Source organism: Micromonospora sp. C31 (assembly GCF_018070575.1).
Taxonomy (GTDB): Bacteria; Actinomycetota; Actinomycetes; order Mycobacteriales; family Micromonosporaceae; genus Micromonospora.
Genome location: NZ_JAGPXN010000003.1, coordinates 1 through 25165, shown reverse-complemented (window position 1 = coordinate 25165; position 25165 = coordinate 1). Strand labels below are relative to the sequence as shown.

Sequence of the window (25165 nt, the reverse complement as noted above, 5' to 3'; positions counted from 1 at the left end):
CGCGCGCCGGTGCAACCCGTTTGTCCGGTCGCGCCGCCGGACTGCCAGCTCGCCGCCCCGACGCGGGTGTGACGCGGGCGGGTCAGGCGATGCAGGCGCAGACGATCAGCGCGGCGCCGAAGTGGGTGGCGGCGCTGACCCGGGCCGCCGGGTGCGGCTCGTCCGAGCAGACGATCTCGCCGAGCTTGCCCGGGGTGAGCAGGTCCAGCACGAGGAACGCCAGCGCCATGATGCCCAGCCCGACCAGGCCGAACACGAGAGTCGAGGCGAGCCCCCTGGCGAAGTCGCTGTAGCTGGTCAGGATGGCGGTGAACACGATCCCGGCGATGCCGAGCTGGTTGGCGGCGAGCAGCAGCGCGGCGTTGCCGTTGCGGCGTACCCAGATCAGCTCCCGCAGCCGGCCCGGAGTGAGCACGTCGACCAGCCCGAACCCGGCCGCCATCAGGGCCACCCCGACGACCCCGAACACCACGCTCTGCCATGCTCCGCTGAGCAGGTCTTCCAGCACCGACTGCCTCCCGAACTCTGCGCCCGGCGGGGATGCCGGCGCGGTGACCGAGACGATAGCGGCACCGCGCCAGCACGGCAGCCCTCGCCCTACAGCGACAGGTAGCGCTGCCGCTCGTAGGGGGTGACCTCGCGGCGGTACTGCTCCCACTCGGCCCGCTTGTTGCGCAGGAAGAAGTCGAAGACGTGCTCGCCGAGCACCTCGGCCACCAGCTCGGAGCCGGCCATCACGTCGATCGCCTCGGCCAGGTTCTCCGGCAGCGGCTCGTAGCCCATCGCCCGCCGCTCGGCGCTGGTCAGCGACCACACGTCGTCCTCGGCGCCCGGCGGCAGCTCGTAGCCCTCCTCGATGCCCTTCATCCCGGCGCCGAGCAGCACCGCGAAGGCCAGGTAGGGGTTGGCCGCCGAGTCCGGCGAGCGGACCTCCACCCGGGCCGAGTTCGGCTTGCCGTAGGCGGGGACGCGGACCAGCGCGGACCGGTTGAGATGACCCCAGCAGACGTACGCGGGGCTCTCGGTGACCCGGTCCGGCAGCGCCTGCGGAAACAGCCGCTTGTAGGAGTTGACCCACTGGTTGGTGACAGCCGTGTACTCCCGGGCGTGCACCAGCAGCCCGGCGATGAACGCCCGCGCCACCTTGGACAGCTTCATCGGGTCGCCGGCGTCGTGGAACGCGTTGCGCTCGCCCTCGAACAGCGACAGGTGGGTGTGCATGCCGCTGCCCGGCTGGTCGGTGAACGGCTTCGGCATGAAGGTGGCCTGCACGCCGGTGGAGAGCGCCACCTCCTTGACCACGTGCCGGAAGGTCATGATGTTGTCGGCCGTGGTGAGCGCGTCGGCGTAGCGCAGGTCGATCTCCTGCTGGCCGGGGGCCACCTCGTGGTGGCTGAACTCCACCGAGATGCCGATCCGCTCCAGCGCCAGCACGGCCTGCCGGCGGAAGTCGCGGGCCACGGCGTGGGTGGTGTGCTCGAAGTAGCCGCCGGTGTCGACCGGGACCGGCACCGAGCCGTCCAGCGGGCCGTTCTCCAGCAGGAAGAACTCGATCTCGGGGTGGGTGTAGAAGGTGAAGCCCTTCTCGGCGGCCCTCGACAGCGCCCGGCGCAGCACGTGCCGCGGGTCGGCCCAGGACGGGCCGCCGTCGGGGAGCAGGATGTCGCAGAACATCCGGGCGCTCTCGCCGCTGACCCCGCCCTCGAACGGGAAGACCTGGAAGGTGGTGGGGTCGGGCATGGCCACCATGTCGGACTCGAAGACCCGCGCGAAGCCCTCGATCGCCGAGCCGTCGAACCCGATGCCCTCCTCGAAGGCCGCCTCCAGTTCGGCGGGGGCCACCGACACGCTCTTGAGCGTGCCCAGCACGTCGGTGAACCACAGCCGGACGAACCGGATGTCCCGCTCTTCCAGCGTACGGAGGACGAACTCCTGCTGACGGTCCACTTCCACCCCTCGCGACACCTTGCGCACCTGCGACCGGGGTCGACCCGGCCTGACCGACCAGTCTCCACCCGCCTCGTTACGCCGACGTTACGCGACCGGCCGGCCGGCGTCCCGTCGTGGCCGGCGGCTCCCGACCCGGCACGCCGCCCGCCGTGTCGGGTCCCACCGGCTGGGGCAAGATGAGGACATGCCCACCCTGCGTCTCGCCCTGTGCCAGGTCAACCCGACCGTCGGCGACCTCGCCGGCAACTCCGGCCTGGTCCGTGACTGGACCCGCCGGGCCGCCGGCGCCGGCGCCCAGATCGTCGCGTTCCCGGAGATGATGCTGACCGGCTATCCGGTCGAGGACCTGGTCTTCCGCCGGTCCTTCGTCGCCGCGTCGAAGGCCGCGCTGCACCGCCTCGCCGCCGATCTCGACGCCGACGGGCTGGGCACGCTGCCGGTGCTGGTCGGCTACCTGGACGCCGACGGCCCGCCGCAGGTCAGCGGCGACGCCGAGCCCGGGCGGGGCGCCCGCAACGCGGCTGCCCTGCTGCACCGGGGCGAGGTCGTCGCCACCTACTTCAAGCACCACCTGCCCAACTACGGCGTCTTCGACGAGGACCGCTACTTCGTCCCCGGCGACGCGCTGACCGTCGTCCGCGTCGGCGGGGTGGACGTGGCGCTGACCATCTGCGAGGACCTGTGGCAGGCCGGCGGTCCGTTCGCCGCCGCCCGCCAGGCCGGCGTCGGCCTGGTCCTGTGCGTCAACGGCTCGCCGTACGAGCTGAACAAGGACGACGTCCGGCTGCCGCTGGTCCGGCGCCGGGCCGCCGAGGCCGGGGCGACGATCGCGTACGTCAACATGGTCGGCGGCCAGGACGAGCTGGTCTTCGAGGGCGACTCGATGATCGTGACCGCCGACGGCGAGCTGCTCGCCCGGGCCCCGCAGTTCGTCGAGCACCTGCTGGTGCACGACGTGGAGCTGCCCCCGGCCGGGGAGCCGGCCGCCCCGGAGCAGGTGCTGGCCGACGGGATACGGGTGGTCCGGGCCGAGGCCGGGGACATCCCGCCGGCGCCTGCCGGGCCGGCCGCCACCGGCGGAACGATCGCCCCGGTGGCCGACGAGGCCGAGGTGTGGCAGGCGCTCGTGCTCGGCCTGCGCGACTACGTCAACAAGAACCGGTTCCCCTCGGTGGTGCTGGGCCTCTCCGGCGGCATCGACTCGGCGGTGGTGGCCGCGCTGGCCGTCGACGCGCTCGGGCCCGACCGGGTGGTCGGCGTGTCGCTGCCCAGCCAGCACTCCTCCGAGCACAGCCGGGAGGACGCGGCCGAGCTGGCCAAGCGCACCGGGCTGGACTACCGGGTCGAGCCGATCCAGCCGATGGTGGACACCTTCCTGGCGAACATGTCGCTCTCCGGCGTCTCCGTCGAGAACCTCCAGGCGCGGGTACGCGGGGTGATCCTGATGGCGCTGTCGAACCAGGAGGGACACCTGGTGCTGACCACCGGCAACAAGAGCGAGCTGGCGGTCGGCTACTCCACCCTCTACGGCGACTCGGTCGGCGGATTCAACCCGGTCAAGGACGTCTGGAAGACGCTGGTCTGGCGGCTGGCGAAGTGGCGCAACGCCGACGCCGCCCGCCGGGGCGACACCCCGCCCATCCCGGAGAACTCGATCGGCAAGCCGCCCAGCGCCGAGCTGAGCCCGGGTCAGCTGGACAGCGACACGCTGCCCGACTACGACGTGCTGGACCCGATCCTGATCGGCTACGTCGACGGCGACCTGGGCCGCGACGGGCTGATCGCGTCCGGCCACGACCCGGGGATCGTCGACCGGGTGCTGCGGATGGTGGATACCGCCGAGTACAAGCGCCGCCAGTCCGCGCCGGGCGCGAAGATCTCGATGAAGGCCTTCGGACGGGACCGGCGGCTGCCGATCACGAACCGGTGGCGCGAGGACGGCTGAGCCGGGTCGCTCCCGGGCCGGCGGTGGCCCGGGAGTGACATCCTCCACTGCGCTCTGCCGCCGGCCCGTCGTCGGGTGCGACGATCGCGGCGGAACCCGGGGACCGCGCACGCGGCCTCGAGGAAGGAGAGAGTCATGGTGGAGTCCACCCCGTCCGAGGTGACCGCCCTCTACGGCGGCCCGGCCACCCGGCGGGTCCGCACCCGCGACCTGCTCGCCGCCAAGGAGCGCGGCGAGCGGTGGCCGATGCTCACCTCGTACGACCAGTACACGGCCTCGATCTTCGACCAGGCCGGCATCCCGGTGCTGCTGGTCGGCGACTCGGCCGCGAACAACGTCTTCGGCTACGAGACGACGGTGCCGGTGACCGCCGAGGAACTGCTCCCGCTGGTCCGCGCGGTGGTCCGGGCGACCCGGCACGCGCTGGTCGTCGGCGACCTGCCGTTCGGCTCGTACGAGGAGGGCCCCACGCAGGCGCTGCGCACCGCCGTGCGGTTCATGAAGGACGGCGGCTGCCACGCGGTGAAGCTGGAGGGCGGCCGGCGCTGCGCGGCGCAGATCGCCGCCATCACCGGCGCCGGCATCCCGGTCATGGCGCACGTCGGCTTCACCCCGCAGAGCGAGCACGCCATCGGCGGCTACCGGGTGCAGGGGCGCGGCGACACGGCCGACGACGTGCTCGCCGACGCCCGTGCGGTCGCCGAGGCGGGCGCGTTCGCCGTGGTGCTGGAGATGGTGCCGGGCGAGGTGGCAAAGCGGATCACCGCCGAGCTGGACATCCCGACCGTCGGCATCGGCGCCGGCCCGGACACCGACGCCCAGGTGCTGGTCTGGCAGGACATGGCCGGCCTGCGTACCGGCAGGGCGCCCCGCTTCGTGAAGCGCTACGCCGACCTGGCCGGCGCCCTGACCGACGCGACCCGGCGCTTCGCCGACGAGGTCCGTGGCGGCGACTTCCCCGCCGCGGAACACACCTTCTGACCCGCGCGAACTGCACCGAATCACGAGCCCGCCCGATCCGCCCCGCTCGCCCGCCCACTCCGCCCTGCACGCCTGCACGCCTGCTCGCCTGCTCGCCTGCTCGCCTGCTCGCCCGAGATCTTGGCAGGCAACGGCCCCCCGAGGGGCCGTTCCGTACCAAGATCGCAGAGCGAGGCGGGCGCGGGGCGGGCGCGGCGCGGGGCGGGGCAAGGGCGGAGCGGGCGCGGGGCGAGCAGGGCAGGGCAGGTGTCGTCAGAGGTCGGTGACGCGGATGCCGGCGTGCGCCCTGTATCGCTTGTTGATGGCGATCAGGTTGGCGGTGAACGCCTCGATCTGGTGGGCGTTACGCAGCCGGCCGGCGTAGATGCCGCGCATGCCGGGGATCCGGGCGGCCAGCGCGGCGACAACGCCCACCAGCTCCCGGTCCTCGGTGCAGATCAGCACGTCGAGGTCGATCCGCTCGATCTCCGGGTCGGCCAGCAGCGGGGCGCTGACGTGGTTGAACGCGGCGCAGACCCGGGAGTCGGGCAGCAGCGCGGCGGCCTGCTGCACGGCACTGCCCTCGGCGACCGTGAGCGCGTACGGGCCCTGCTTGTCGAAGCCGAGCGGGTTGACGCAGTCGACGACGATCTTGCCGGCGAGCGGCTCGGCGAGCGCGGCGACGGTGGCGGCGTGCCCGTCCCACGGCACCGCGATGATGACGACGTCGCTGCGCCGGGCCACCTCCTCGTTGCCGCCGCCGGCCACCGAGGCCCCGGCGGGCACGCCGGGCAGGGCCGCGATCTCCTCGGCGGACTGGGCGGCCCGCTCGGCGGAGCGGGACCCGATCAGCACGGACTGGCCGGCCCGGGCGAGCCGGTAGGCGAGGCCCCGCCCCTGGTCGCCGGTGCCGCCGATGATGCCGACGGTCAGCCCGGACACGTCGGGCAGCGTGCTCGCGTCGTAAGCCATGCCGTCATCCTCGCAAACCCGCAGGCCGGCGGCAGCGCTGGTCGCTGTGACAATCCCCGCTACCGCCGACAGTGCCGGGCAGCCGACGGCGGAATCGGACCAGCCCGGCGGCCACGCAGGGCGAGCGGGCCGGCGGGGATCAGGCCAGCCCGGCGGCCACGCAGGGCGAGCGGGCCGGCGGGGATCAGGCCAGCTCGAAGGCCACCGTGCGGGCGGCCGGGTCGGCGGTGACCAGCCGCACCCGGACCCGCTCGCCGAGCGGCAGCTCGCCGAGGCAGCGGGCGCGGACCGGCGGATCGTCCAGTGCCACGGTGCCGCCGGGCCGGCGGCCCGGGCGGGCCTTGCCGTCCGGGGCCGCGTCGACGTCCAGCACCGCCGCGTCGAAGGTCTCCCCCACCCGGTGCTCCAGCAGCACCGCCTCGGCCAGCTCGATCGCACCCCGGCTGGCCGCCGAGGCGGCCCGGTCGGTCGTGGCCATCACCTCCGGCAGCCGGGGCAGTGCCGCGCGGGCCCAGTCGGGCACCGTCCGCCCCTCGTGCAGGGCCAGGCAGACCTCCGTGGCGTAGCGGTCGGCCAGTCGCCGCAGCGGAGCGGTGACATGGGCGTACGCGGCCGCGACCCCGCCGTGCTCCCGCTGCTCGGGCGGCGCTCCGTCGAAGGCCGTGTACGCGGCGCCCCGCATCAACTCGGCGGCCTGGTCGACGAAGGCGGCGGCCCGGGGCTGCGACGGGTCCAGCCCGGCGATCACCCCGCCGGGGCCGACCCCGTCCGGCCAGTGCACGCCCAGCGGGGCGGCGGCGGCCCGCAGCCGTGCCACCGCCTCGGGCTTCGGCGCCGGCATCGTACGCAGCAGACCGATCCCTCCGGCCAGCATGATGTCGGCGGCGGCCATCCCGGTCAGCAGCGAGATCTGGGCGTTGTGCTCCTCCATCGGCACGGGCCCGCGCAGCACGAGCCGCCAGCCGTCGCCGTCGGCCTCCACGTCCTGCTCGGGCAGCGGCAGGTTGATCGCGCCCCGGCGCAGGCCGCGGGCGGTGAGCAGGGCCCCGATCTCGGGCAGCAGGGCGATCGGGTCGGGCAGCCGGCCGGCGTCGGCGGCCGCCTGGACCCCCACGTAGTCCAGCTTGGCCCGGCTGCGGACCAGCGCGCGTTCCAGCGCGACCCCGACGGTGGCACCGTCGCCGTCCAGGTCGACGGTCCACACCACGGCGGCGCGGTCGACGTCCGGCAGGAGGCTGGCCGCGCCCTCGCTGAGGGTCTCCGGATGCAACGGCACGGTGCCGTCGGGCAGATAGACGGTCTGCCCGCGCCGCCAGGTCTCCTCCTCGAGCGCGCCGCCGGGGCGGACGTGCGCGGCGACGTCGGCGATCGCGTACGACACCCGGAAGCCGCCGCCGGGACGGCGGGCGAGGTGCATCGCCTGGTCGAGGTCGCGGGAGCCTGCGGGGTCGACGGTGACGAACGGGACGTCGGTGCGGTCGGCGGCGGGCCGGGGTGGCGCGGCCGACGTCGCGTCGGCCTCGCGCTGCGCAGCGGCCGGGAACTCCTCGGGCAGCCCCAGTTCGCGGCGCAGCGCGCCGAAGTCGATGCGGGGTGCGAGTACGCGTCGGATCACCACGGGGTCAATCCTGACAGTGTGGCGGATGATCCGCTTCCCGGCGAGCGCCGCTCGCCCCGCATCGCGGTCAGCCGGTGGCCCGGCGCGCGCTCGCCCGCACGCCCCGGGGGGCGGTGGCCCGTGCCGCGGCTGTCGGGGCGGGCGCCTTGCGGGCGGTGACCTTCCTGGCCGGCGCCTTGGCGACGGTCGTCTTCTTCGCCGGGGCCTTCTTCGCCGCCGCCTTGCGGGTGGTGGCCGAGGAGGTCGCGGTGGACTTCCTGGCCGGGGCCTTCGTCGCGGTCGCCTTGCGGGTGCCGCCGGTGGGCCGGGTCGCGGCCGTCTTCCTGGCCGGCGTCGTCTTCTTGGCGGTGGCCTTCTTCGCGGCGGTCGTGACCTTCTTCGCGGGAGCCTTCGCGGCGGTCGTGGCCTTCTTCGCCGGGGCCTTCGCGACGGTCGTGGCCTTCTTCGCCGGGGCCTTCGCGGCCGTCGTGGCCTGCTCAGCCGCCGAGGTGACCTTGCGGGTGGCGGTGGTCCTGGCGGGGGCCTTCCTCGCCGGCGCGGTGGTCTTCCTCGCCGTGGTCGCGGCCTTCGTCGCCGCCTGCCGGGCGGGCGTCTTCGCCGAGGTCGTCTGCTTCGCCGCCGTGCTCCTCGCCGCCGCCGTCGTCCGCTTCGCGGCGGCGGGGGCCTTCTTCGCGGCGGCGGTGCTCGCCTTCTTCGCCGCGGCCGTCGTCTTCTTCGCCGCGGTGGTGGTCCTGGTCGCCGCCTTCTTCGCGGGTGCCTTCTTCGCCGCCGTGGACGTGGCGGCGGGGCGCGCGGTCCGCGTCGTACCCGCGGTCCGCTCCGCCGCGGCGGTCTTCCTGGCGGTCGTACGTCTGGCGGCCGGGCGGGTGGTGGCCTGCTGTGCTTCGGCCATCTCGGTTCCCTTCCTGGGGACGTGCTCTCGCGCTCGCGGAGCACCACGTACCTCGGCGCGGGCCGTCCCGCGCCGACTATCTGTCCTCCCCGGCCCAGCGGGCGTCCTCGGCCTCCCACGCTTCGTTGCGCTCCCGCACCGTCTGGAGGGCGTTCTCCGCGTCGGCAGGTGAGGCGTACGGCCCGAGAACGTGCCTGGCGGGGCACACGTCGGCTTCGGTCTCGACCCGGTGGTGACGGGTGCACCAGTAGAAGTGCCCACCGCTTCCGCTGTCGCTCATGGGATCACTGTGCACCGCGAACCACCCGGCCGCCACCGGAACACCACAAGTCGCCGACGTTCTCCACAGTAGACGTGCTCCGGCCGGCAGGGGCTGGAACTGCGGAAACAGGGCTGCCGGGTGTACATGCCGAGCACCCGATCGCACCCCACGGGGCAGCCGCGGGGCGGCCCGACCCGGGTTAGGGTCGCCGGATGGGCGTTCCGGACCACATCCTGCGGCTGCGCGAGCGCGTCGGCCACGACCTGCTGCTGCTGCCGAGCGTGAGCGCGGTGGTGCGCAACGACGCCGGCGAGCTGCTGCTCGGCAGGCGCGCCGACGACGGGCGCTGGTCGGTGGTCAGCGGCATCGTCGAGCCGGGCGAGCAGCCCGCCACGGCGGTGGTCCGCGAGGTGCGGGAGGAGACCGGCCTTCAGGTCGAGCCGGTCCGGCTGAGCAGCGTCGTGTCGCACCCGCACACCTATCCCAACGGCGACCGCTGCGAGTTCTTCAACCTCGGCTTCCACTGCCGGCTGGTCGCCGGCACCGCCCGGGTCAACGACGACGAGTCGGTGGCCGTGGAGTGGTTCCCGCCGGACCGGCTGCCCCCGCTGGACCGGCACGCCCGGCTGACCGTCGCGCACGCCCTCGACACCGAGGCCACCGCCTGGTTCCTGCCCGCCGGCACGGCCTGGGCCGAGTCCGATGACTGACCTCGACCCGCCCCTGCACCGCTACCTCGCCGACCTGGTCGCCGCCGCCCGCGACGTCCTCGGCGGCGACCTCGTCGGGGCGTACGCGGCCGGCTCGGTCGGGTTGGGCGCATACCAGCCGGGGCGCAGCGACGTCGACGTCGCGCTGGTCTGCGCCGACGCCCTCGACCTCGCGCACCGGCAGGAGCTGGTGGCGCGGCTGCGGCACGAGGCGCTGCCCTGTCCCGCGCGCGGGCTGGAGCTGGTCGTGTACCGCCGGGCGGTCGCCCGGTCCGGGACGCCGGAGCCCGGCTTCGAGGTCGAGCTGAACACGGGCGCGCGGATGCCGTTCCGGGCGACGTGGGCCGCCGGCGACCGACCCGCCGGGGACGGCCTGTTCTGGTACGGCCTGGACCGCAGCATCCTGCACCAGTGCGGGCACGCCCTGCTCGGGCCGCCGGCCGCCGAGGCCTTCGCCGACCTTCCCCCCGCCGACCTGCGTCGCCTGCTGGCCGACGCGCTGCGCTGGTGGCTGGCCCTGCCGACCCCGCCCGGCGACGATCCCGCCCCGGGGGCCGAGGACGCGGTGCTCGGCGCGTGCCGCGCCCTGGTCAAGCTCCGCCACGGCGTCTGGCTGTCGAAGGCCGAGGCCGGCCGCCGGCTGGTCGCCGAGGGCAGGCCGGTCGACGCGACCGCCGGTGACGGACCGGGAGGCCCGACCGCCGGCAGCGGAGCCGTCGGCACGTCCGACGATGGCGGGGTCGTCGACCTGATCGAACGGTCGATCGCGGCGCGGGACGGCGGGCCGCCACCGAGCGGTCCCGAGGCCCGCGCCTTCCAGCGCGCCGTGCTGGACGAGGTCAGTCGGTGACGGGCTCCACCGGGATCCACAGTTCGGCGTCGGCCTCCGTGCCGTCCGCCGACAGGCGGGTACGGGAAATCTCCGGTCCCGGCCGGCTGCGGTACGGGTTGGACGGGAACCACTGGGTGAACACGTCGCGCCACAGGTACTGCACCGCCTGCGGGAACGCCCCGGAGTTCTCGAAGACCGCCCAGGCGCCCGCCGGCACGGCCAGCGCGTCCAGGTCCTCCGGCGCGTCCGCGCCCGTCACCACGCCGTACCAGTAGTCCAGCTCGGTGCCCTCCGCGCGGCTGTCGGCGACGTCGGCGCTGACGTTGACGACGCCCTGCGGCTCCTGGTCGGACAGGGCCTCGATCCGGCGTACCGTCTCCGGCGGGATGCCCCTGACGAAGGCGACGATCGCCGGGTTCATCCCCTCGTGCACCAGCGGCACCCGGGCCTTGCGCCCCACCAGCTGGAACCCGTCCTTCTGCACGATCCGGTATCGCATGCTGCTGCTCCCCTCGACGACGAGTCGGAAGGACATCCGGGGCTGGGACTGCAAGGCCGCCCCCGTACGCCGGGCCTCGCCGGGGCCCACACCGTGCACGGCGTGGAACGCCCGGGCGAACGCCTCGGTGGAGCCGTAGCCGTAGCGAACGGCGATGTCGAGCAGCGTCCGCTCTGCCGCGAGCACCTCCGCCCCGGCGACGGTGAGCCGACGCCGGCGGACGTACTCGGACAGGCCGACGCCCGCCAGCGCGGAGAAGAGCCGGCGGAAGTGGTATTCCGACGTCATCGCGATCCGCGCCAGCTCGGCCACCTCGATCTGTTGGTCGAGGTGCCGCTCGATGTGCTCCATGGCCTGGTTGAGCCGCTCCAGCACCCGGTTCTCCTTCCCTTTCGATCTGCAACGCTAGGCGCGCGGGAGGGTGCCCGACCCGACATGCTGTGCCCGGAAAGGTCGGTCCGGGGGGCGGTACGGGCCAAGGCCGTACCGCTCCCCGGACCGTCCGCTCCCGGGTCAGCCGGTCGTCGGGCGGCTGCCGCCGGTGACCTTCAACGGTCCGACGCCGTGCATGTGCTGCCGGTACGGAGCGCCGGCCGGGCCGTCGGCCGGCACGACCGGAACGACGGAGACCACCGTGCCACGAACGACCGAGGCCGAGACGTAGTCACCCAGCATGTGGCCCTGCGTGCTCCGCGCGATGTTGGCCACCGGCATCGCATGGGTCAGCACCGTCGGCGCGCTCCAGGTCTGCCCGTCGTTGATCGACGAGATGTACGACGCCCAGACCTCGCACGGCGCGCCGAACATGCCGTACGAACAGTCCGCCGGGATGGAGTGGTAGACCAGCCCGATCCGGGTCTCCCCGGTCAGCCCGTCCGGCTCCACGGCGATCCCGGGCAGGAAGTGGTCCCCCTCGACCCCGGTGGGCAGCCGCCGCGGGACGCTCCAGGTCGCCCCGTCCGCCGAGGTGGCGATGGCGATGCCGTTGGCGAGGCAGCCGGCGCTGAACGCACAGGTGTGCCAGACCGCGTAGACCCGGCCGTCACCACCCACCTCGACGCTCGGAATGGGGTGCCGGCGCAGGTCGGCCTCCTCGTTCTCGTAGTCGGGGGTGTTCGCCACGAGGACCGGCGCCGACCAGGTGCCGCCCCCGTCGACGGAACGGATCGCCTCGATCCGGGTGAAGCTGCGGCTGTAGACCAGCGTCACGCTGCCGTCGGGGCGGACCACCGGTTGCCCGGCGGTGCCGATCGCACCGGTCGACCGGGCCAGCGTCCAGGTGGCGCCCCCGTCCGTGGAGGTGGAGACATGGATCAGGCCGCTACGGACGTCGGTGACCTCCAGGTAGCAGGTGCCGTAGCGGGGGCTGCTCCAGGCGCCGTTGTCACAGGCCAACCACTCCTTGTCCCAGTCGGTCCCGCTGCCGCCCACGGAGGCCGGCAGGGGAACGTGCACCGGCTGTTGCCAGGCGAACCCGTCACCGGAACGGCTGATCATGACACCGCTGCGGTCGGCGGCGAACCCCAGCGTGGCGATCAACCAGGTGCCGTGCCGCTGCGAGAAGCCGACCACCGGGTCGGTCACCCTCGGGTAGCTGCCGCCACCGATCGTCGCGACACCCGGCAGCATGCCCTGCCGCCAGGTGAGCCCGTCGTCCCGGCTGACCGCGAAGCCGATGTCGACCGCGCCGGACGTGTTCGCGTACCGTCCGACCTGGAAGGCCGCGACCACCGTGTCGCCGGCGGCGAAGGTGTCCGGTTCGACCTGGGTGGCGTGCTGGGCACCGGTGCCGGTGTACGGATCGGCACTGACCTGCCGGGTGCCGGTGTGCACCTGCTGGCAGCCGAGCGACCGGTCCCCGGCCGGCGCCGCCCCGGGCGGGACGTGGTTGATGGCGGTGACGCAGACGGTGTGCGCGCCGGGCCACGGCAGCGGCACCGTCAGCACGAAGCCGTGGGCCCTACCGTGTTGCGGGTACGCCGCCGCGGCCTGGGCGCTGTCCAGGTTCGCCGTCACCCGCCCCTGGAACGTTCCGTCCAGATGCACCTCGACGGCGATCGCGCCCGAGGTGTCCGGGTCCACGGCCCAGCCCCGCACGTCGAAGGAGCCGTACCAGACCTTCAGCGGGGCGAAGTGGCCATCCGGCTGACGATCGTCCGGGTACGGCTCCTCCTCGTCGCAGGCCGGCGGCGGAATCGGAACCTCGCAGGGTGGAATGGCGTGGGCGGGGCCGGCAACGGCCGCCGTGAGGATCAGGGCCAGGGTCGACAGCAGCGCCAGGAGCAGGCGGCTCGACACGTGGCGAGATGGTGCGGTCATCGGCGATTCTCCGAGGGTCGGGAGTGGTGTCGGTGAAACGCCGGTCCGGTGTGCGTCGGTTGGCGGCGACGACTGTCGGCAATCCGCCAGCCCGGCGGCCGATCATCGCGGCTGGTGCGTCGAGGTGACCAGCCGGTTGTGGGCCGGGGTCACGCCGCCGCGCGCGGGTACCCGATCGCGGCGACGGCGTCGTGCAGCCCGGCGACGGTCGCGTCCGGGTTGAGAGCCCGCACGACGAGGTCGGTGAATGGAAGGTGGGCGACGATGTGCTCGACCGCCGTCGGGTCCAGCTCTCTTTCGTAGTAGTCCTCGGCGAACGAGACGTACCGGTCGGCGACGTCGTCGAGCAGTATCTCGAGCAGGTCGGAACCGTCGGGGGCGGTGTCGTCGTACGGTCCGCGGGGTGCGGGGAACACGATGCCTTCGCCGGCATGCCAGCGGTCGTCGGCGGCAGGCCGCCACAGCACGGCGGTGGCGACGAACCGCCCCTCCTCGTCGCCGAACGCTGGTTCCTCGAGTTGCGGACGGAACACCGCCGGGATGCCGTCGAGCAGCCCGGGCCACAGTTCGTGCTCCGGATCGCGGTAGGGCGACATCGCCGACTCGTGGTCGAAGACGCGGATGAACGCGCCGTCGGCGGTGAACACCACGGTCCACTCGTCGCCGCTGCCGTTGTCCATCAGCGCCGCCTCGTCCGCACCCCAGGTGCGGACGTAGTCGTAGTAGGGCTCCCCGCCGTCGACGACGCACTCCAGGACGGCGAGCGCCTTGCAGCGGTCCCGGAGCACGTCGATGGGCGGGAGTCTGGCGGCGATGTCGTACACGGTCACCCGGTGACCCTACGCGCCAGGTCAGCTGGCCTGTATAGGTCAGTGCCCGCGGCACCTGGCGGTGGTCAGGGCCGTCATGCGCCCTGATCTGAGGTCGATCTCACGGACGATGGCTGCGGCCACTGGCCATCGCCGTGAAGTCGTGGGCAGACGTGGCGGGATCAGGCGATCAGCAGGCGAAGACCGAGCTCTGCGGCGTCGAGATCGACCAGCTCCCGGTTGCGTTCTGCCCACCGGCCCGAGGCGAGGTCATCGCGGAGGCTGCGCACCGCCCGCTGCTCGGCGTCCGGCCCGACTCTGGCCCAGACCGACGTCCCGCGACGGACGTTCTCGTCCAGGTACGCCTCCGGCCGGCGCCAGTAGGCCTCGAAGAAGCCGTCGACGCAGTCCCACGGGACGGGCACCGGTTCCGCGCGCGCTCCGATCGCTCCGGCCAGCTCGGTCAGCGTGGGCCGGCCGACGACGAGGTCCGCGGCCTCGGGCAGGTAGTCGCGAGTGAGCCAGAACCGTTGATGCCATCCGGTGTCGCTGGTGTCGTGCGTGAACACCACCACGCGGCGAGCGACTCGCCGCATCTCGCGCAGGCCCGCGATCGGGTCCTGCCAGTGGTGGATGGTCGCGAACGCCATCGCCGCGTCGAAGGACCGGTCGTCGAACGGCAGGCTCTCGGCAGATCCCACCAGGCACGGCGGCGCCCCCGGAGGACGCTGCGAACGCATGAGCGCCGACGGCTCCACCGCGAGGACGTAACGGTCGGTGGGCTCGTAGGAGCCGGTGCCGGCCCCGACGTTCAACACCGTCCGCGCATCGCCGAGCGCAGCACTGATCCTTGCGGCGATCCGCGGCTCGGTGCGCCGTGTCACGGTGTAGGTGGCTCCGATGGTGTCGTACAACTGCGCGCCGGACATGCCGCTGCCTCTCTGGCCGTCACGATCCCCACGGGTGGCCTGGTGTCACTGCCTGCACACTGTGTCACGTGGGCACCACCACGGCCGGCCATCGGTCGAGAGGCGGCTGTCCGCCCGTACACGCTGAGCTCACCCTTCGGTCGTGACGGCCGCGATGGCGGCGTGCGGCCGATGAGCGCCGTCGCTGGGCCGCCGCAGGCGCTCAACCTCCGTGAAGCCAATTCGCGTGAGTCGCTCGGAGATCTCGTCGACGGGCCAGCGAAAGGCGGTCACGACCTTGTGGTCGAAGGCGGCGACCTCGTCACCGTCGAAGAAGCCGAGCACCAGCCTTCCGGCCGGCGCCATTGCTCGCCGGAACCCGGCGAGTACGCCGTCGAGATCCTGCGGCGGCAGGTGGATCAACGAGTACCAGGCCAGGATGCCGGCGATGGAGTGGTCGGCAACGTCGAGGTCCTCCATCGATCCGAGTTGGTACCTGACGCTCGGGTGGGCCGCGCGCGCATGGGCGATGAACTCGGGGACCATGTCGATTCCCGTCGCGTCGGCCCCCAACGAGTAAAGGTGACCGGTGATGTGGCCAGGCCCGCAGCCCAGATCCAGCACTGTGCCAGTTCGGCCAGCCAGGTGTCGCCCGATGAAGGCGAGGTCGTCGGGGTGTACCTGCTGACGTGAACCGAACAGCCCGATGTAGAGCTCTGCGACGGACGCATATGCCTGCCGGACCTGCTCTATGTCCACCGCGTGACTCTAGGGCGTTTTCATACGGCGGGTCAGAGCCACTCGCAGATGATGGTGATGGTCAGGACGGCCTGCAACCGGACGGCCAACTTGTCGTAGCGGATGGCCACCCGCTGACCTGGGGCGGAGCCTGGCGACAACCGCTGTAGGCCGTCGCCAGGCCGTCAGGCGTCGCAGGTGCCGAGATCGGGTGTCGTCGGTTGTCACACGGACGGGTCCCAGGCGGCGAGCTGATCGAAGATGCGACGGTCGCCTTCGAACTTCAGCGACTCCAGCGGTATGCGGCCGTAGAAGAACAGGACCAGGTCGCTTGCCGTGCCCCGGGCGGAGACGTCGGCCGTCTCGGAATCCTCGCCGGCAACGGGCGTGAAGCGGGCGACCTGCGCCCCGTCGCGGGAAAGCCGAAGGCGCCAGGAGTGGCCCTCGGTGGCGTGGTAATCGACGATGGCGGGGTCGTGTGGCCAGGCGACCGTGGTTGCGCAGACGGTGAACTGGCAGTCGTCGAAACCGTCGAGGGCGACCTCGTCTGGTAGCGGCTGCGGGGCACCCAGGGTGAGCTGGGCGTCGTAGGTGTACACCGCGATCTCGGGGACCTGGCGCCGCGCCCAGGCACCAGAGGTTTGCGGTGACGGCGAGTCATCCCACCACGTCCAACAACTGCGATCCGGGCCGGCCTCACGCAGCGCGCTCGTCAGTTGCTCGATGGACTCGGTCCACCAGGCCAGCAGTGCCTCGCGTTCCCGAGGCGCACCCATGCCGTCGTCCCAAGCCGACTTCTCCGGGGGCGCGTCTGCCGGCCCAGCGGCGACGATGGCGGCTGACTTGCGGCGGGCCATGCCCACGTGTTGCACAAGATCGAACAGCGTCCGCTCGGGATGGGTCGGAACCTGCATGTCGAGGCGGGGCGCCGCAGCGACCGCAGCGTGGAAGGCGGTCGACCGTTCGTTGATCAGCCGCAGATGATCAGAGAACGTGGGAATTTTATGCACCCGGCTTTCTACCACCGTGCTCCGACGACCGGACAGCGAATTTCGCAACCGATCGCGCCGGCCGCCCAAGCACTGAACGTGCCGCGTCGGGACGATGCCGGCCGCCTCAACCGCAGGGCGCCAGCTCTTGCCGTCGAAGGTTGCCCGCTTGATGGCACCCGCCGGGGTGGTGCTGAAGATCAGTGACACCGTCACCCGCTCGTCGCTGAACTGGTCCTCCCACGGCAGCGTGATCGAGAGCGGGCCGTACTTCTTGGCGTGCTCCTTGAGCGACTGGGCCACCGAGTCGGGTAGCGGGACCCGGCGGTCCCGATCGTTCCTGGGCAGGCCGAGACCAGCCGGGAGCGGACCACCTTGACTTGCCGAATTCGGTCAGCGACATCGAGGCCGCCCACGCCGGAGTCGCCGCCATTGGGTACGCCAACAAGCCCGGCAAGCGCGAATCTCCAGGGCGTCAGGGCGTTGTCAGGGCGTCAGACGCCAGCCAAAGTTGACCAAGAACGACCATCGACACCCGGACATAGAACCAGTTCAGAGCCTTGATCGGGGCTCTGAACTGGTGGGCGACGGACGAGTCGACCTGTACGCCGGATTATGGCTGCGACGCCCCCATTGACCAGGGGCAGAGCCTGGCGACAGCCGGTGTAGGCCGTCGCCAGGCCGTCGGAGAGTCGTAGACCAAGTTGACCGACGAGGCACCGCCCGAGTGGTGATACCGGGCACTGTGGTCACCGATACGTAGCCGGTCCCCACAAGCACGTGATCATGGAGCGGCTGCCCGCCACGCCGCGGTGACACACAGCTCGTCGACGGTCCAGCGGCCGGCGCGTTCACCGTCGCGTAGGAGCCACCGCACCCGTGGCAGATCCGCTGTCGGTGGAACATCGAGGACGACGAGTCCAAACATGCCCGCCCCGCTCACCTCCAGCGGGGCAAAGTCAGCCAGGGCAACGTCCTCGAAGTGTTCGATATCGTTGTCATCAGGGGCCCAGATGCGGATCGTGCAGTAGCCCGATGCCGTGACCTTCTCCTTGACCCACCACTGGCCGTCTTGGTCCCGCTCAACACGAAGAACGTCGTGCATCGCGGCGTCGAATGCTCCCCATGGCGCCCTTGGCAACCGCACCCGATCCGGTGCCACCAGTTCCGCCCCCATCCCCATGCTCGTCGCATTGCTGCCAGGCGGCATGAGAAACCACACCTGCACCCACCCGGCCGGCAGGTTAAGCATGAACTTTCTCCTTCCCGGCGATCGATCAGCGTTCGACACCCTAAGCACGCAGGGTCACCCGTCGCGAGAACCAAAACACCGGAGCGCAGCTACAACACACGAACACCACGGACGAGTTTGACCTTCCGGTACGGCTGTGTCACGGGCGCGATCCCGGAACCCCAGCAGCCGGTGCGAACAACTCGTCGATCGCCCGGCGAGTACGTTCCTCGCTGGCCGGCATCAGGTGGGTGTAGACCCGAAGCGTGAAGCCCGGATCGGAGTGCCCGAGGTACGAGGGGCCATGCGCTCGTCGTCGACAGCGGCGCCGAGGATGGTCCGCAGGTGAGCGAAGACGACGGCCCGGGTCGCCGGAGCCAGCTTGCCGACCATCCCGGCATCCCTTTCCCGGATGTGGCCCGGCTTGATCGAGGCCAGTTGCCGAGAGCCGAAGAACGGCAGCAGGTGCTTCCGTACCCGGAACTCCGTGCTCTCCCGGGTCGACTCGTCGAAGGACGGCGACCTGGTCCCACTGGCACGCGCGAGAAGCCTCGTCACGGGAGAACTCCAGGTGCCCGCGCAGCAGGATCAGCGCCTTCTGTTCCTCGGTCGCGGGTTCGGGGGGCGGTAGCGGCTCGTCGTCTCGGTGCCATCCCTCGCGGATCTGGGCCTGCCACAGCCGCCGGTTCTTCTTGGCACACGGCGCGCACCTGTCCTCCCGCGTCGCAGGGCAGGTCGATAACTCGGTACGGCCGGTGTCGAGATCCGTACGCCGCATGGCGAGCGGCCGAACGCAGACGCCGTACTCGGCCGCGATCTCCTTCAGCACATCGACCGAGCGAGGGAGCGCCATGCGGGCCGCCCGAGACCCCGGCCGAGGAGCAACCGGAGTCGGAGCGGCCGGCGCCAGGCCGGGCAGGGTCGGCGCATTCATCGGCCCACCCCCGCCGAGAGCCGAATGCGGTGGTCCCGGAGCAGGGTGCGCCGGTACTGTCCGGGCTCACCATGAACCCAAGCAGCGAGGTCGACATGAGCAGCGATGACGGTACGACGGTGCTGTGGCGCCCGACCGGGCCGGAAGAGCTGGATCTCGTCCGCGAGTCCGGTTGGCGAGCGTGGCCGCCACGTCTGCCGGATCAGCCGATCTTCTACCCGGTCCTGAATGAGGACTACGCGGTCATGATCGCCCGGGACTGGAACGTGCCGGCCTCCGGCGTCGGCTACGTGACCCGCTTCCGCATGCAGTCGGAGTTCCTGAAGCGCTACCCGGTGCGCCAGGCCGGCGGACAGACCATCCTGGAGCTGTGGGTACCCGCCGAGGAACTGAACGAGTTCAATGCCCACATCGTTGGCCTGATCGAGGTCGTGCACGAGTTCCGGTAGCCGCTGGCCGGCGACACGGGCGGCCCTCATCGGATGATCCCCACGACCTGCGGCCGGTGCGGCTGGACGACGCCAGGCGCAGGTAGCACCGCCGGGATGACGGGCGGCGTCGGCGTAGTGCGGCCGACCGGTTCGACATCGGAGGTCTGCTTCGGCTCTTCGTACCGGTACGCGGTCGGCTGGTCCGGCTCGGCAGCCGGCGGGGTGACGGGGGCGTTCGACAGGACGACCTTGACCAGGGCGAGGAACACCAGCGAAGGCACCGCTGCCACGATCCAGCCCCAAACCGATGGTTCGGCCTCCGCGAACTGGGCCGCGAGCGACAGGAGCGCGAACGCCACCCGGAGCGAGCCGACCAGGCCGACGGGGCGACCGGCACGCCATAGGGCACGCAGTTCCAGACCGAGTAGATCGCCATCAGCTCGACCGCCACGGCGTTGGCCCAGCCAATCCAGTGCGGCTGACCCTGAGCAACGGAGAGTTCCTGCACGTGGGTGAAGGCACGGCGCCGGCCATCGTGCCGATGGCGAGCAGGATCACCAGGCACACGGCGGATTCGGTTCGAGACGATCAAGGCAGCGCTACGGAAGCTGCAAGATGAGCGCCTGATCGTCACCCGTCAGGGCAGCGGCACCTTCGTCCGCGCCAACACGGAACGCCCGGTCGGACTCCGGCCGCACATCGAACGAGCCTTCGAGGCCACGAACGTCACGATCGACTTCGCCGGCTTCTCCGGAGAGACGATGTACAACGCGATCCAGGAGACCTTGGACAAGGTCCGCATCGGGCGCCTCACCCCCGAGTCGATCCGGGTACGCGTCCTGATCTCCGACATGACGTCACCGATGGCGATCCCCTGCCGCGCCGAGGACCAGGCCGACGACCCCGGCATCCGCGCCCGGGGCCGCCGCATCACCGACCGCTCGATCCACGCCCTCACCGACGCCGTCCAGGAACTTGCCGACCTCGGGTTGGTCAAGACCGCCACCACCGAGGTACGCGTCCATAGGGCCGCCCCGCTGTTCAAGCTCTTCATCATCAACGAGCAGGAAGCGTTCTTCGGCTTCTACCCGGTGGTCGAGCACACCGTCTCCGTCGACGGCAAGCCGATGGCGATCTACGACGCAATGGGCAAGGACGCGATCCTCTTCCCGTTCACGCCCAGCGACGAGGACGCCAGCAATGACGCCCTCTACGTCGAGCAGGCCCGCGCCTGGTTCGACAGCATGTGGGGCACCATCGCCCGCGAGTACGCCTCGTGACCACCGCCGACCTGGCCAAGGTCATCGACCGCGCCCGCGTAATCCTGCTCGATTTCGACGGCCCGGTGTGCAGCATCTTCGCCCAGCACTCGGCGTCGACCGTCGCCCATGAGTTGCGCCGGCTGCTCGTCGACCAGGCCGTCACCCTGCCGCCCGAGATCCTGGCCGAACGCGACCCGCTCGCCGTGCTCCGCTTCACCGCCACCCTTGGGCGCCCTGCCGTCGTCCGCCTGGTCGACGAGGCCACGGCCCGCGAGGAAGTCACCGCGGCCCGCACCGCCGAGCCGACGCCGTACGGCCGGGAAGTCATCGTCGCCGCACAGCAGAGTGGCCGCAGGATCGCCGTGGTGTCGAACAACTCGGCTGCTTCCGTCCACGCCTACCTGAGCGCCCGACGCCTCACCTCGTACGTGCACCCGGTCATCGGTCGCCCCGAGGCCGCGCCCGAGCGGATGAAGCCGGACCCGTTCCCGGTGCTCGCAGCCGTACGGGAGCTGGGCGCGGAGCCGGCGGAATGCGTCCTCGTCGGCGACTCGGTCAGCGACATCGAGGCCGCCCACGCCGCCGGGGTCCCCGCCATCGGGTACGCCAACAAGCCCGGCAAGCGCGAGCGGTTCGCCGCCGCTGATGTCGTCGTCGACAGCATGGCCGAACTGGTGACCGCCTTCGCCGTCGACGAGCTGTAGCACCACTCCGCACACGAGCGCCCCGGGAGATCATCACCGGGGCGGTTCTCGTGTCGTCAGTTCACCCCGGCCCGGGGTCGAGGTGGAGCCGCCCTGGAGCTAGTCCAGGTCCCCACGCTTGGCCGCGATCCACGCCTCAACGTCTTCGGCAAGCCAGACGTTGCCCATCTGGAGCGTCGCTACGGGCTCAGGGAAGTCGCGTCGGTTGGTGATCTGGTAGACGCGCTGGCGCGAGACACCACCGAGCATGGTCCGGATCTCCCCCGAACCCACCAGCCGCAGCTTCTTGCCCATGACGCTGACGCTAGGCACACGCCGACTAGGCGTGAGTCAAGTTGATAGACACCTAGTTAGCGCTGCCACTAGTCGCTTACCCTGAACGCATGACTAGGTTCAAGTGGTTCCAACGCCCTGACCAACCTGTCGACTACGTAGCCGGTGCGCCAGCCCCTTCCAGATACGGCCGGGAGCCGCAGAGATGGACTGGTCGCGCCGCCGTCCCCGCACCAGAGCCACCCCTGATGACCAAGGCAGGACTCTGGCGCTCCAGGAACGCCGCGACGCGCCTCCACCAGAGGTAGGCCATGTCGATCCCGCAGCAGCGACCAGAGCCCTCGTTCCTCGTCCTGATGGCCGGCAACGTCGTCGACTTCCATAACCGCGCCACCTGCCGGCAGTGCGCCGACGACGGATGCCCACGCCTATCGGCGGCCGGCGAAACCCTACGTGCTTGGCGCGACAGGAAGAGCAAACGTGAAACCCGGTGACGTCCTGCACCTAACCCGCGCAGCCAGCCCGCAGTTCGCACGGCCGATCTTCTTCCGCCTCATCAAGGTCCGCACAGAGCTACATACCTATACCGGTTGGACGTGGCTTGACGGTTACCAGCTAAACGAGAAGGGTGAGGCCATCGCTCGGAGGGAGCTGTACGTACTGCGGGAAGGTGTGAAGTTACTGAGCCCTTCCTCCGTACCGGATCGGAAACGATCAGCGGAAAATTGCTCTCATCGCGTCCAGGGCGCTGACCACCACCACCAAAAGCGCAGCCCTTCCCACCCTAGCTACGGCTGAGCCACAGGCAACGCGCCAGCTGCGGAAGCCACCCAGAGCTGCGGACGTTCACCGACAGCTTCCGTTCATCGACAATCGTTCACCGCGCGGTGTGGTCAGCACCTCGACGAGCAGGACCAACTTCCAAATCCGGCAATCGAGCAGGTGGCTGCCAGCTTGATGGGGTCGCCTAGGCCCTCTCGCGCACTGTACGGTACCCACCTTGAATGGATACCCGAGCCTGAGGGGTACGGATGCGACCACTGAACCCGAAGCTTGTCACCCACCTGGATCTAAAGGCAGCCGTGCTTGCTGAAGTAGCCGCGACCCGGAACCTCGTACCACCAGAACCCTGGCTCGATGCAGTTAACGCGCGACACGAAGAGGTTGTTTCCTGGGTACGCACGCGCCTTCTCACAGGTCAGCCTAACTCCTCCAGCCCAATAGTAAGTGCGCGGAAAGCGGGGCATGGCATCCGCCCCGTTCCGATAGTTGGCATTGCGGAACGCATCGCCTATCGAGCCTTGACAGCCCACATCCTTTCAGGGCTAGAGTTAGCAAAACGCACTCCCGAAGAATACAAAGAGTTCATCCAAGCGCCAATAGATTTCGCTTTTGCGCATCGTGATCCAGGTCGTGTAACCTTCGCCGAAAGCCGGGTTGGCTACGTAGTAGAAGCAGATGTAATTGCATTCTACCAATACATTGATCATGATGTCCTACGCCAAGAGTTGCTCATGCAAACTGGAGAGGTCGAGGCTACAGAGCACCTGGTAGAACTTCTGGCAGACATAGCGGGCAGACAGTTCGGCATCCCCCAATTACTAGAGCCATCGGATTGGCTTTCCGAGATCTACATCCGGGCAGTGGAAAGAAATATTGCCAGAAAGGGCCTTCCTGTTTGGCGATTCAATGACGACTTTAGAATTGCATGCAAGGATTACCGCTCGGCACTTAGAAGCCTAGAAGAGCTATCCTCCGCCGCTCGCGACGTGGGGCTCGTTATTGGCGAACACAAAACCATCACAAGAACGTTCTCTAACTACGTACTCGCATACACGGGAATGGATGTCGACCAACAGGCAGCAGCTTTCGACCCTCAAGACGTCGAGGTTGCGGTTTCAGATTACTTCGATCTTGAGCCTGAGGCTTCGGTCGCTTCCGCCGTGGCTACACTAAGTCGAATCGATGCCGGCCCGCCCGCCAGGTCCACCCCAGGCCAACAGGAACGACCGGCAGAAATAGACCAAGAATTCCCCTTCGCCACACCTTCTGATCTAGAGACGCCGCCCGCACGCATCGATCTAAAGAACCTACATCGCGAGGACTTTCGCCTACTGCGCAGCGCGATAAGTGCTCTCGCTAGAAATGGCGACCCACGAGGCCTTCAATGGCTTAAGCGGCTGTTCCAATTCGCTACGCCACTCACACCACAGCTCGTTAATTACTTGACCATAGTTGGCAGTGACGGCCAGGAGGAGTCAGCCCAAATCTGGGATGCCCTAAAGAACGAGTCGGATAGTGATTGGCAATCGCTATGGCTTGTGAACGCCGCACGCCGAATGAACATTTTGAAGGATCACTTAGAGCGCATTCAGTGGGTCGAAGAGCTCGCACGGGGCCGCCATCAAGAGACATTGCGTGCAGAGGCATACTTAGCCTTGGCCTCCATTGGCAAAGTAGGGTTCGACGAGCTTGACTTTGCTTTGCGGAACGCCTCAGACGCCCTTGCCCCATGGTACGTACTCGCCATGAAGTCCCTGCAGCAGGGCCCGCTCGCACCGACGGATAAAGAGATTCAGGCGATTAGGCAGTCGTCTCCAATTTATTCGATCCTCCTGAAGCAGTGAGTGCACATGTCGATTTTTCCCAACAGAGAACTCACAGAGGCCGCACTGAAGCTGATTTCCTGGTCGTTGGAGGATCTGAAACTTCCGGAAGGCTCCCCGACGTCCAGAGGCAGGGTCATTCGCACTTCACTGGGGCCTGTTGCGCCGGAAATAATCCGCCAACAAGCTACCCTCTTTCGCATGGTGAGCGTTGTCGAATCGTACCTCGATGCGCTCTCACGGGAACTGCTATCCACCGCCATCCCACAACATTTCCCCATGCTTGAGCCGCTACTTGAAGACTTCGATTCTGGCACCACTGCGACGTGGGCGCGACGAATCCAGGCATATGCGCGTTACCACAGCATCGACATCAAGAAGCAGACGGCATGGCCCAAACTTGAGGCAGCGATCGATGTGCGAAACTCGATCGCACATGGCCTCGGTCGACTCACCGCCACTCAGGCAGCAAAGAAAAGAGCCGTCGAAACACGACTGAAGGCTATCGAGGTAAGCATAGTTGACCGAGAGTTGCGGTATAGCAGCCAAACCATTGACCTTGTCCGTAGCGCGTGCTCTGACTTCATCCGCTCCGTTGACACTCAAGTTCCTATCGCAGGTATGACGTAGCCAATACTGTCTACAGCTAGTACTTATTGCGGAATTGCTCTCTTCTAGATCAAGGCACCGCGCTCCGCGCGGTGCGGGGCGGCAAGCCCGGCCGGCGGCAAGCCGCCCCGGCCGCCTACGGCGCCGGGGCGGTGAGCCACCGACAGCCGCCGGGACACCGCCCCACCGCAGGCAGGAACCAACCTCAGAGAGGCCGTGACGGAAGCCAGCGGCTCGACCTGGTCGCGTGGTCGGGGCTTCCGGCTGCCGCGCCAGTCCAAACCCGGGACTGGCTTGCCACCGTGTCACCGAATCGCGGTAGCAGCTCCACCGCCAGGACGTGCCCGGCCCCGTCTACCGCTGTCGGCAACGCGCAGGAGCCCCGCCAAGCCGCCCCGGAAGCCCCCATGACGGGACAGCACGCGCCAGGACGAGGACGGACCACCGATCCCCCGCTCAGGCCGTCTCCAGGCCGTCCCAGGCCGTGGCCAGGCCGTCAAACGCCACCCAACGATGACCAAGGCCAACCAACGGCACCAGATAAACGACCAGCTCAGTGGGTGGTTCGGTAGGCCTTGTCCCTTGTGGGTTTGGGCCGGCATGTGAATGTGAGCCGTGGTCGTAACCGGTAGGTCCGGCCGGCGTTGGGCTGATCATGGGTGAGCGTGCGGCGTATCCGAGTGACCTGACCGATGAGCAGTGGGCGGTGGTG

General features: G+C 70.0%; 22 protein-coding genes and 3 pseudogenes. 10 read left to right on the top strand and 15 right to left on the bottom strand.

Features of this window, described 5'->3' with window-relative positions:
• Positions 1 to 82: 82 nt before the first annotated feature.
• Together KBX06_RS06720 and glnA are read right to left on the bottom strand one after the other, a co-directional pair.
• Positions 83 to 508 (bottom strand): DUF350 domain-containing protein, encoded by a 426-nt coding sequence (locus KBX06_RS06720; protein ID WP_210833353.1) that lies wholly within the window; start codon positions 506 to 508, stop codon positions 83 to 85.
• An 89-nt stretch (positions 509 to 597) separates the two neighbouring features.
• A complete protein-coding gene (glnA, locus tag KBX06_RS06715; protein ID WP_210833566.1) occupies positions 598 to 1947 on the bottom strand; it encodes a type I glutamate--ammonia ligase in 1350 nt (449 codons plus the stop codon).
• Positions 1948 to 2134: 187 nt separating this feature from the next.
• On the opposite strand from glnA, the gene KBX06_RS06710 reads away from it, so the two are divergent.
• Together KBX06_RS06710 and panB are read left to right on the top strand one after the other, a co-directional pair.
• Positions 2135 to 3895, top strand: a complete 1761-nt coding sequence (locus KBX06_RS06710; RefSeq protein WP_210833352.1) for an NAD+ synthase — start codon at positions 2135 to 2137, stop codon at positions 3893 to 3895.
• Between the two features lie 135 nt (positions 3896 to 4030).
• Positions 4031 to 4876 (top strand): 3-methyl-2-oxobutanoate hydroxymethyltransferase, encoded by an 846-nt coding sequence (gene panB, locus KBX06_RS06705; RefSeq protein ID WP_210833351.1) that lies wholly within the window; start codon positions 4031 to 4033, stop codon positions 4874 to 4876.
• A 252-nt stretch (positions 4877 to 5128) separates the two neighbouring features.
• Here panB and npdG read toward each other — a convergent pair whose 3' ends face one another.
• The gene (gene npdG, locus KBX06_RS06700) at positions 5129 to 5827 is read right to left on the bottom strand and encodes an NADPH-dependent F420 reductase (protein WP_210833350.1); all 699 of its coding nucleotides are present in this window, start codon (positions 5825 to 5827) and stop codon (positions 5129 to 5131) included.
• A gap of 184 nt (positions 5828 to 6011) precedes the next feature.
• Positions 6012 to 7445 carry an RNB domain-containing ribonuclease gene (locus KBX06_RS06695; protein WP_210833349.1) on the bottom strand — a complete coding sequence of 478 codons (1434 nt, stop codon included), beginning with the start codon at positions 7443 to 7445 and terminating at the stop codon, positions 6012 to 6014.
• A 146-nt stretch (positions 7446 to 7591) separates the two neighbouring features.
• Between KBX06_RS06695 and KBX06_RS28320 the strand changes: the two genes are divergently transcribed.
• The 3 genes from KBX06_RS28320 to KBX06_RS06680 all read left to right on the top strand — a co-directional run bounded on the left by KBX06_RS28320 (position 7592) and on the right by KBX06_RS06680 (position 10159).
• Positions 7592 to 8509 (top strand): hypothetical protein, encoded by a 918-nt coding sequence (locus tag KBX06_RS28320; RefSeq protein ID WP_210833348.1) that lies wholly within the window; start codon positions 7592 to 7594, stop codon positions 8507 to 8509.
• 302 nt (positions 8510 to 8811) lie between these two features.
• The gene (locus KBX06_RS06685; RefSeq protein WP_210833347.1) at positions 8812 to 9309 is read left to right on the top strand and encodes an NUDIX domain-containing protein; all 498 of its coding nucleotides are present in this window, start codon (positions 8812 to 8814) and stop codon (positions 9307 to 9309) included.
• Positions 9302 to 10159, top strand: coding sequence for a nucleotidyltransferase domain-containing protein (locus tag KBX06_RS06680; protein ID WP_210833346.1), 858 nt, complete (start codon positions 9302 to 9304; stop codon positions 10157 to 10159). Before KBX06_RS06685 ends, KBX06_RS06680 begins: the two co-directional genes overlap by 8 nt.
• Here the strand turns inward: KBX06_RS06680 and KBX06_RS06675 are convergent.
• The 9 genes and pseudogenes from KBX06_RS06675 to KBX06_RS28425 all read right to left on the bottom strand — a co-directional run.
• Positions 10149 to 11015 carry an AraC family transcriptional regulator gene (locus tag KBX06_RS06675; RefSeq protein WP_210833345.1) on the bottom strand — a complete coding sequence of 289 codons (867 nt, stop codon included), beginning with the start codon at positions 11013 to 11015 and terminating at the stop codon, positions 10149 to 10151. The two genes, KBX06_RS06680 and KBX06_RS06675, sit on opposite strands and share 11 nt — an antisense overlap.
• Before the next feature lie 138 nt (positions 11016 to 11153).
• The gene (locus KBX06_RS06670) at positions 11154 to 12959 is read right to left on the bottom strand and encodes a sialidase family protein (protein ID WP_210833344.1); all 1806 of its coding nucleotides are present in this window, start codon (positions 12957 to 12959) and stop codon (positions 11154 to 11156) included.
• Positions 12960 to 13108: 149 nt separating this feature from the next.
• Complete coding sequence (locus KBX06_RS06665) at positions 13109 to 13789, bottom strand: hypothetical protein (RefSeq protein ID WP_210833343.1); 681 nt, start codon at positions 13787 to 13789, stop codon at positions 13109 to 13111.
• 161 nt (positions 13790 to 13950) lie between these two features.
• Positions 13951 to 14691: pseudogene (locus KBX06_RS06660) on the bottom strand (class I SAM-dependent methyltransferase); the annotation flags it as partial.
• A gap of 135 nt (positions 14692 to 14826) precedes the next feature.
• A complete protein-coding gene (locus tag KBX06_RS06655) occupies positions 14827 to 15435 on the bottom strand; it encodes a bifunctional 2-polyprenyl-6-hydroxyphenol methylase/3-demethylubiquinol 3-O-methyltransferase UbiG (RefSeq protein WP_210833341.1) in 609 nt (202 codons plus the stop codon).
• A 203-nt stretch (positions 15436 to 15638) separates the two neighbouring features.
• On the bottom strand, positions 15639 to 16706 hold the full coding sequence (locus KBX06_RS06650; protein WP_307854473.1) for a maleylpyruvate isomerase N-terminal domain-containing protein: 1068 nt from the start codon (positions 16704 to 16706) through the stop codon (positions 15639 to 15641).
• Between the two features lie 481 nt (positions 16707 to 17187).
• A complete protein-coding gene (locus KBX06_RS06645; protein ID WP_210833340.1) occupies positions 17188 to 17655 on the bottom strand; it encodes a DUF4265 domain-containing protein in 468 nt (155 codons plus the stop codon).
• Between the two features lie 222 nt (positions 17656 to 17877).
• On the bottom strand, positions 17878 to 18192 hold the full coding sequence (locus KBX06_RS06635; RefSeq protein WP_307854472.1) for a hypothetical protein: 315 nt from the start codon (positions 18190 to 18192) through the stop codon (positions 17878 to 17880).
• Positions 18193 to 18220: 28 nt separating this feature from the next.
• Positions 18221 to 18412: pseudogene (locus KBX06_RS28425) on the bottom strand (replication initiator); the annotation flags it as partial.
• A gap of 251 nt (positions 18413 to 18663) precedes the next feature.
• On the opposite strand from KBX06_RS28425, the gene KBX06_RS06630 reads away from it, so the two are divergent.
• Positions 18664 to 19017, top strand: a complete 354-nt coding sequence (locus tag KBX06_RS06630) for a hypothetical protein (protein ID WP_210833339.1) — start codon at positions 18664 to 18666, stop codon at positions 19015 to 19017.
• Positions 19018 to 19043: 26 nt separating this feature from the next.
• Here the strand turns inward: KBX06_RS06630 and KBX06_RS27620 are convergent, their stop codons facing one another.
• Positions 19044 to 19358 (bottom strand): hypothetical protein, encoded by a 315-nt coding sequence (locus tag KBX06_RS27620; RefSeq protein WP_247685370.1) that lies wholly within the window; start codon positions 19356 to 19358, stop codon positions 19044 to 19046.
• Positions 19359 to 19580: 222 nt separating this feature from the next.
• On the opposite strand from KBX06_RS27620, the pseudogene KBX06_RS06620 reads away from it, so the two are divergent.
• Positions 19581 to 20279: pseudogene (locus KBX06_RS06620) on the top strand (GntR family transcriptional regulator); the annotation flags it as partial.
• Positions 20276 to 20965 carry an HAD family hydrolase gene (locus KBX06_RS06615; RefSeq protein ID WP_210833338.1) on the top strand — a complete coding sequence of 230 codons (690 nt, stop codon included), beginning with the start codon at positions 20276 to 20278 and terminating at the stop codon, positions 20963 to 20965. The pseudogene KBX06_RS06620 and the gene KBX06_RS06615, both read left to right, overlap by 4 nt.
• Before the next feature lie 99 nt (positions 20966 to 21064).
• Here the strand turns inward: KBX06_RS06615 and KBX06_RS06610 are convergent, their stop codons facing one another.
• Positions 21065 to 21259 carry an AlpA family transcriptional regulator gene (locus tag KBX06_RS06610; RefSeq protein WP_028189453.1) on the bottom strand — a complete coding sequence of 65 codons (195 nt, stop codon included), beginning with the start codon at positions 21257 to 21259 and terminating at the stop codon, positions 21065 to 21067.
• Between the two features lie 1010 nt (positions 21260 to 22269).
• On the opposite strand from KBX06_RS06610, the gene KBX06_RS06605 reads away from it, so the two are divergent.
• Together KBX06_RS06605 and KBX06_RS06600 are read left to right on the top strand one after the other, a co-directional pair.
• Positions 22270 to 23865 carry an RNA-directed DNA polymerase gene (locus KBX06_RS06605; RefSeq protein ID WP_210833337.1) on the top strand — a complete coding sequence of 532 codons (1596 nt, stop codon included), beginning with the start codon at positions 22270 to 22272 and terminating at the stop codon, positions 23863 to 23865.
• 6 nt (positions 23866 to 23871) lie between these two features.
• Complete coding sequence (locus KBX06_RS06600) at positions 23872 to 24474, top strand: hypothetical protein (RefSeq protein ID WP_210833336.1); 603 nt, start codon at positions 23872 to 23874, stop codon at positions 24472 to 24474.
• Positions 24475 to 25165: the final 691 nt, after the last annotated feature.

Bases quoted from the DNA above. Each gene is read 5' to 3' on its own strand.
- KBX06_RS06600 (WP_210833336.1), top strand. From the start codon at position 23,872: ATGTCGATTTTTCCCAACAGAGAACTCACAGAGGCCGCACTGAAGCTG.
- KBX06_RS06685 (WP_210833347.1), top strand. From the start codon at position 8,812: ATGGGCGTTCCGGACCACATCCTGCGGCTGCGCGAGCGCGTCGGCCAC.
- KBX06_RS06605 (WP_210833337.1), top strand. From the start codon at position 22,270: ATGCGACCACTGAACCCGAAGCTTGTCACCCACCTGGATCTAAAGGCA.
- KBX06_RS06680 (WP_210833346.1), top strand. From the start codon at position 9,302: ATGACTGACCTCGACCCGCCCCTGCACCGCTACCTCGCCGACCTGGTC.
- KBX06_RS06610 (WP_028189453.1), bottom strand. From the start codon at position 21,259: ATGGGCAAGAAGCTGCGGCTGGTGGGTTCGGGGGAGATCCGGACCATG.
- KBX06_RS06630 (WP_210833339.1), top strand. From the start codon at position 18,664: ATGAGCAGCGATGACGGTACGACGGTGCTGTGGCGCCCGACCGGGCCG.
- KBX06_RS06670 (WP_210833344.1), bottom strand. From the start codon at position 12,959: ATGACCGCACCATCTCGCCACGTGTCGAGCCGCCTGCTCCTGGCGCTG.
- npdG (WP_210833350.1), bottom strand. From the start codon at position 5,827: ATGGCTTACGACGCGAGCACGCTGCCCGACGTGTCCGGGCTGACCGTC.
- KBX06_RS06645 (WP_210833340.1), bottom strand. From the start codon at position 17,655: ATGCTTAACCTGCCGGCCGGGTGGGTGCAGGTGTGGTTTCTCATGCCG.
- KBX06_RS06710 (WP_210833352.1), top strand. From the start codon at position 2,135: ATGCCCACCCTGCGTCTCGCCCTGTGCCAGGTCAACCCGACCGTCGGC.
- panB (WP_210833351.1), top strand. From the start codon at position 4,031: ATGGTGGAGTCCACCCCGTCCGAGGTGACCGCCCTCTACGGCGGCCCG.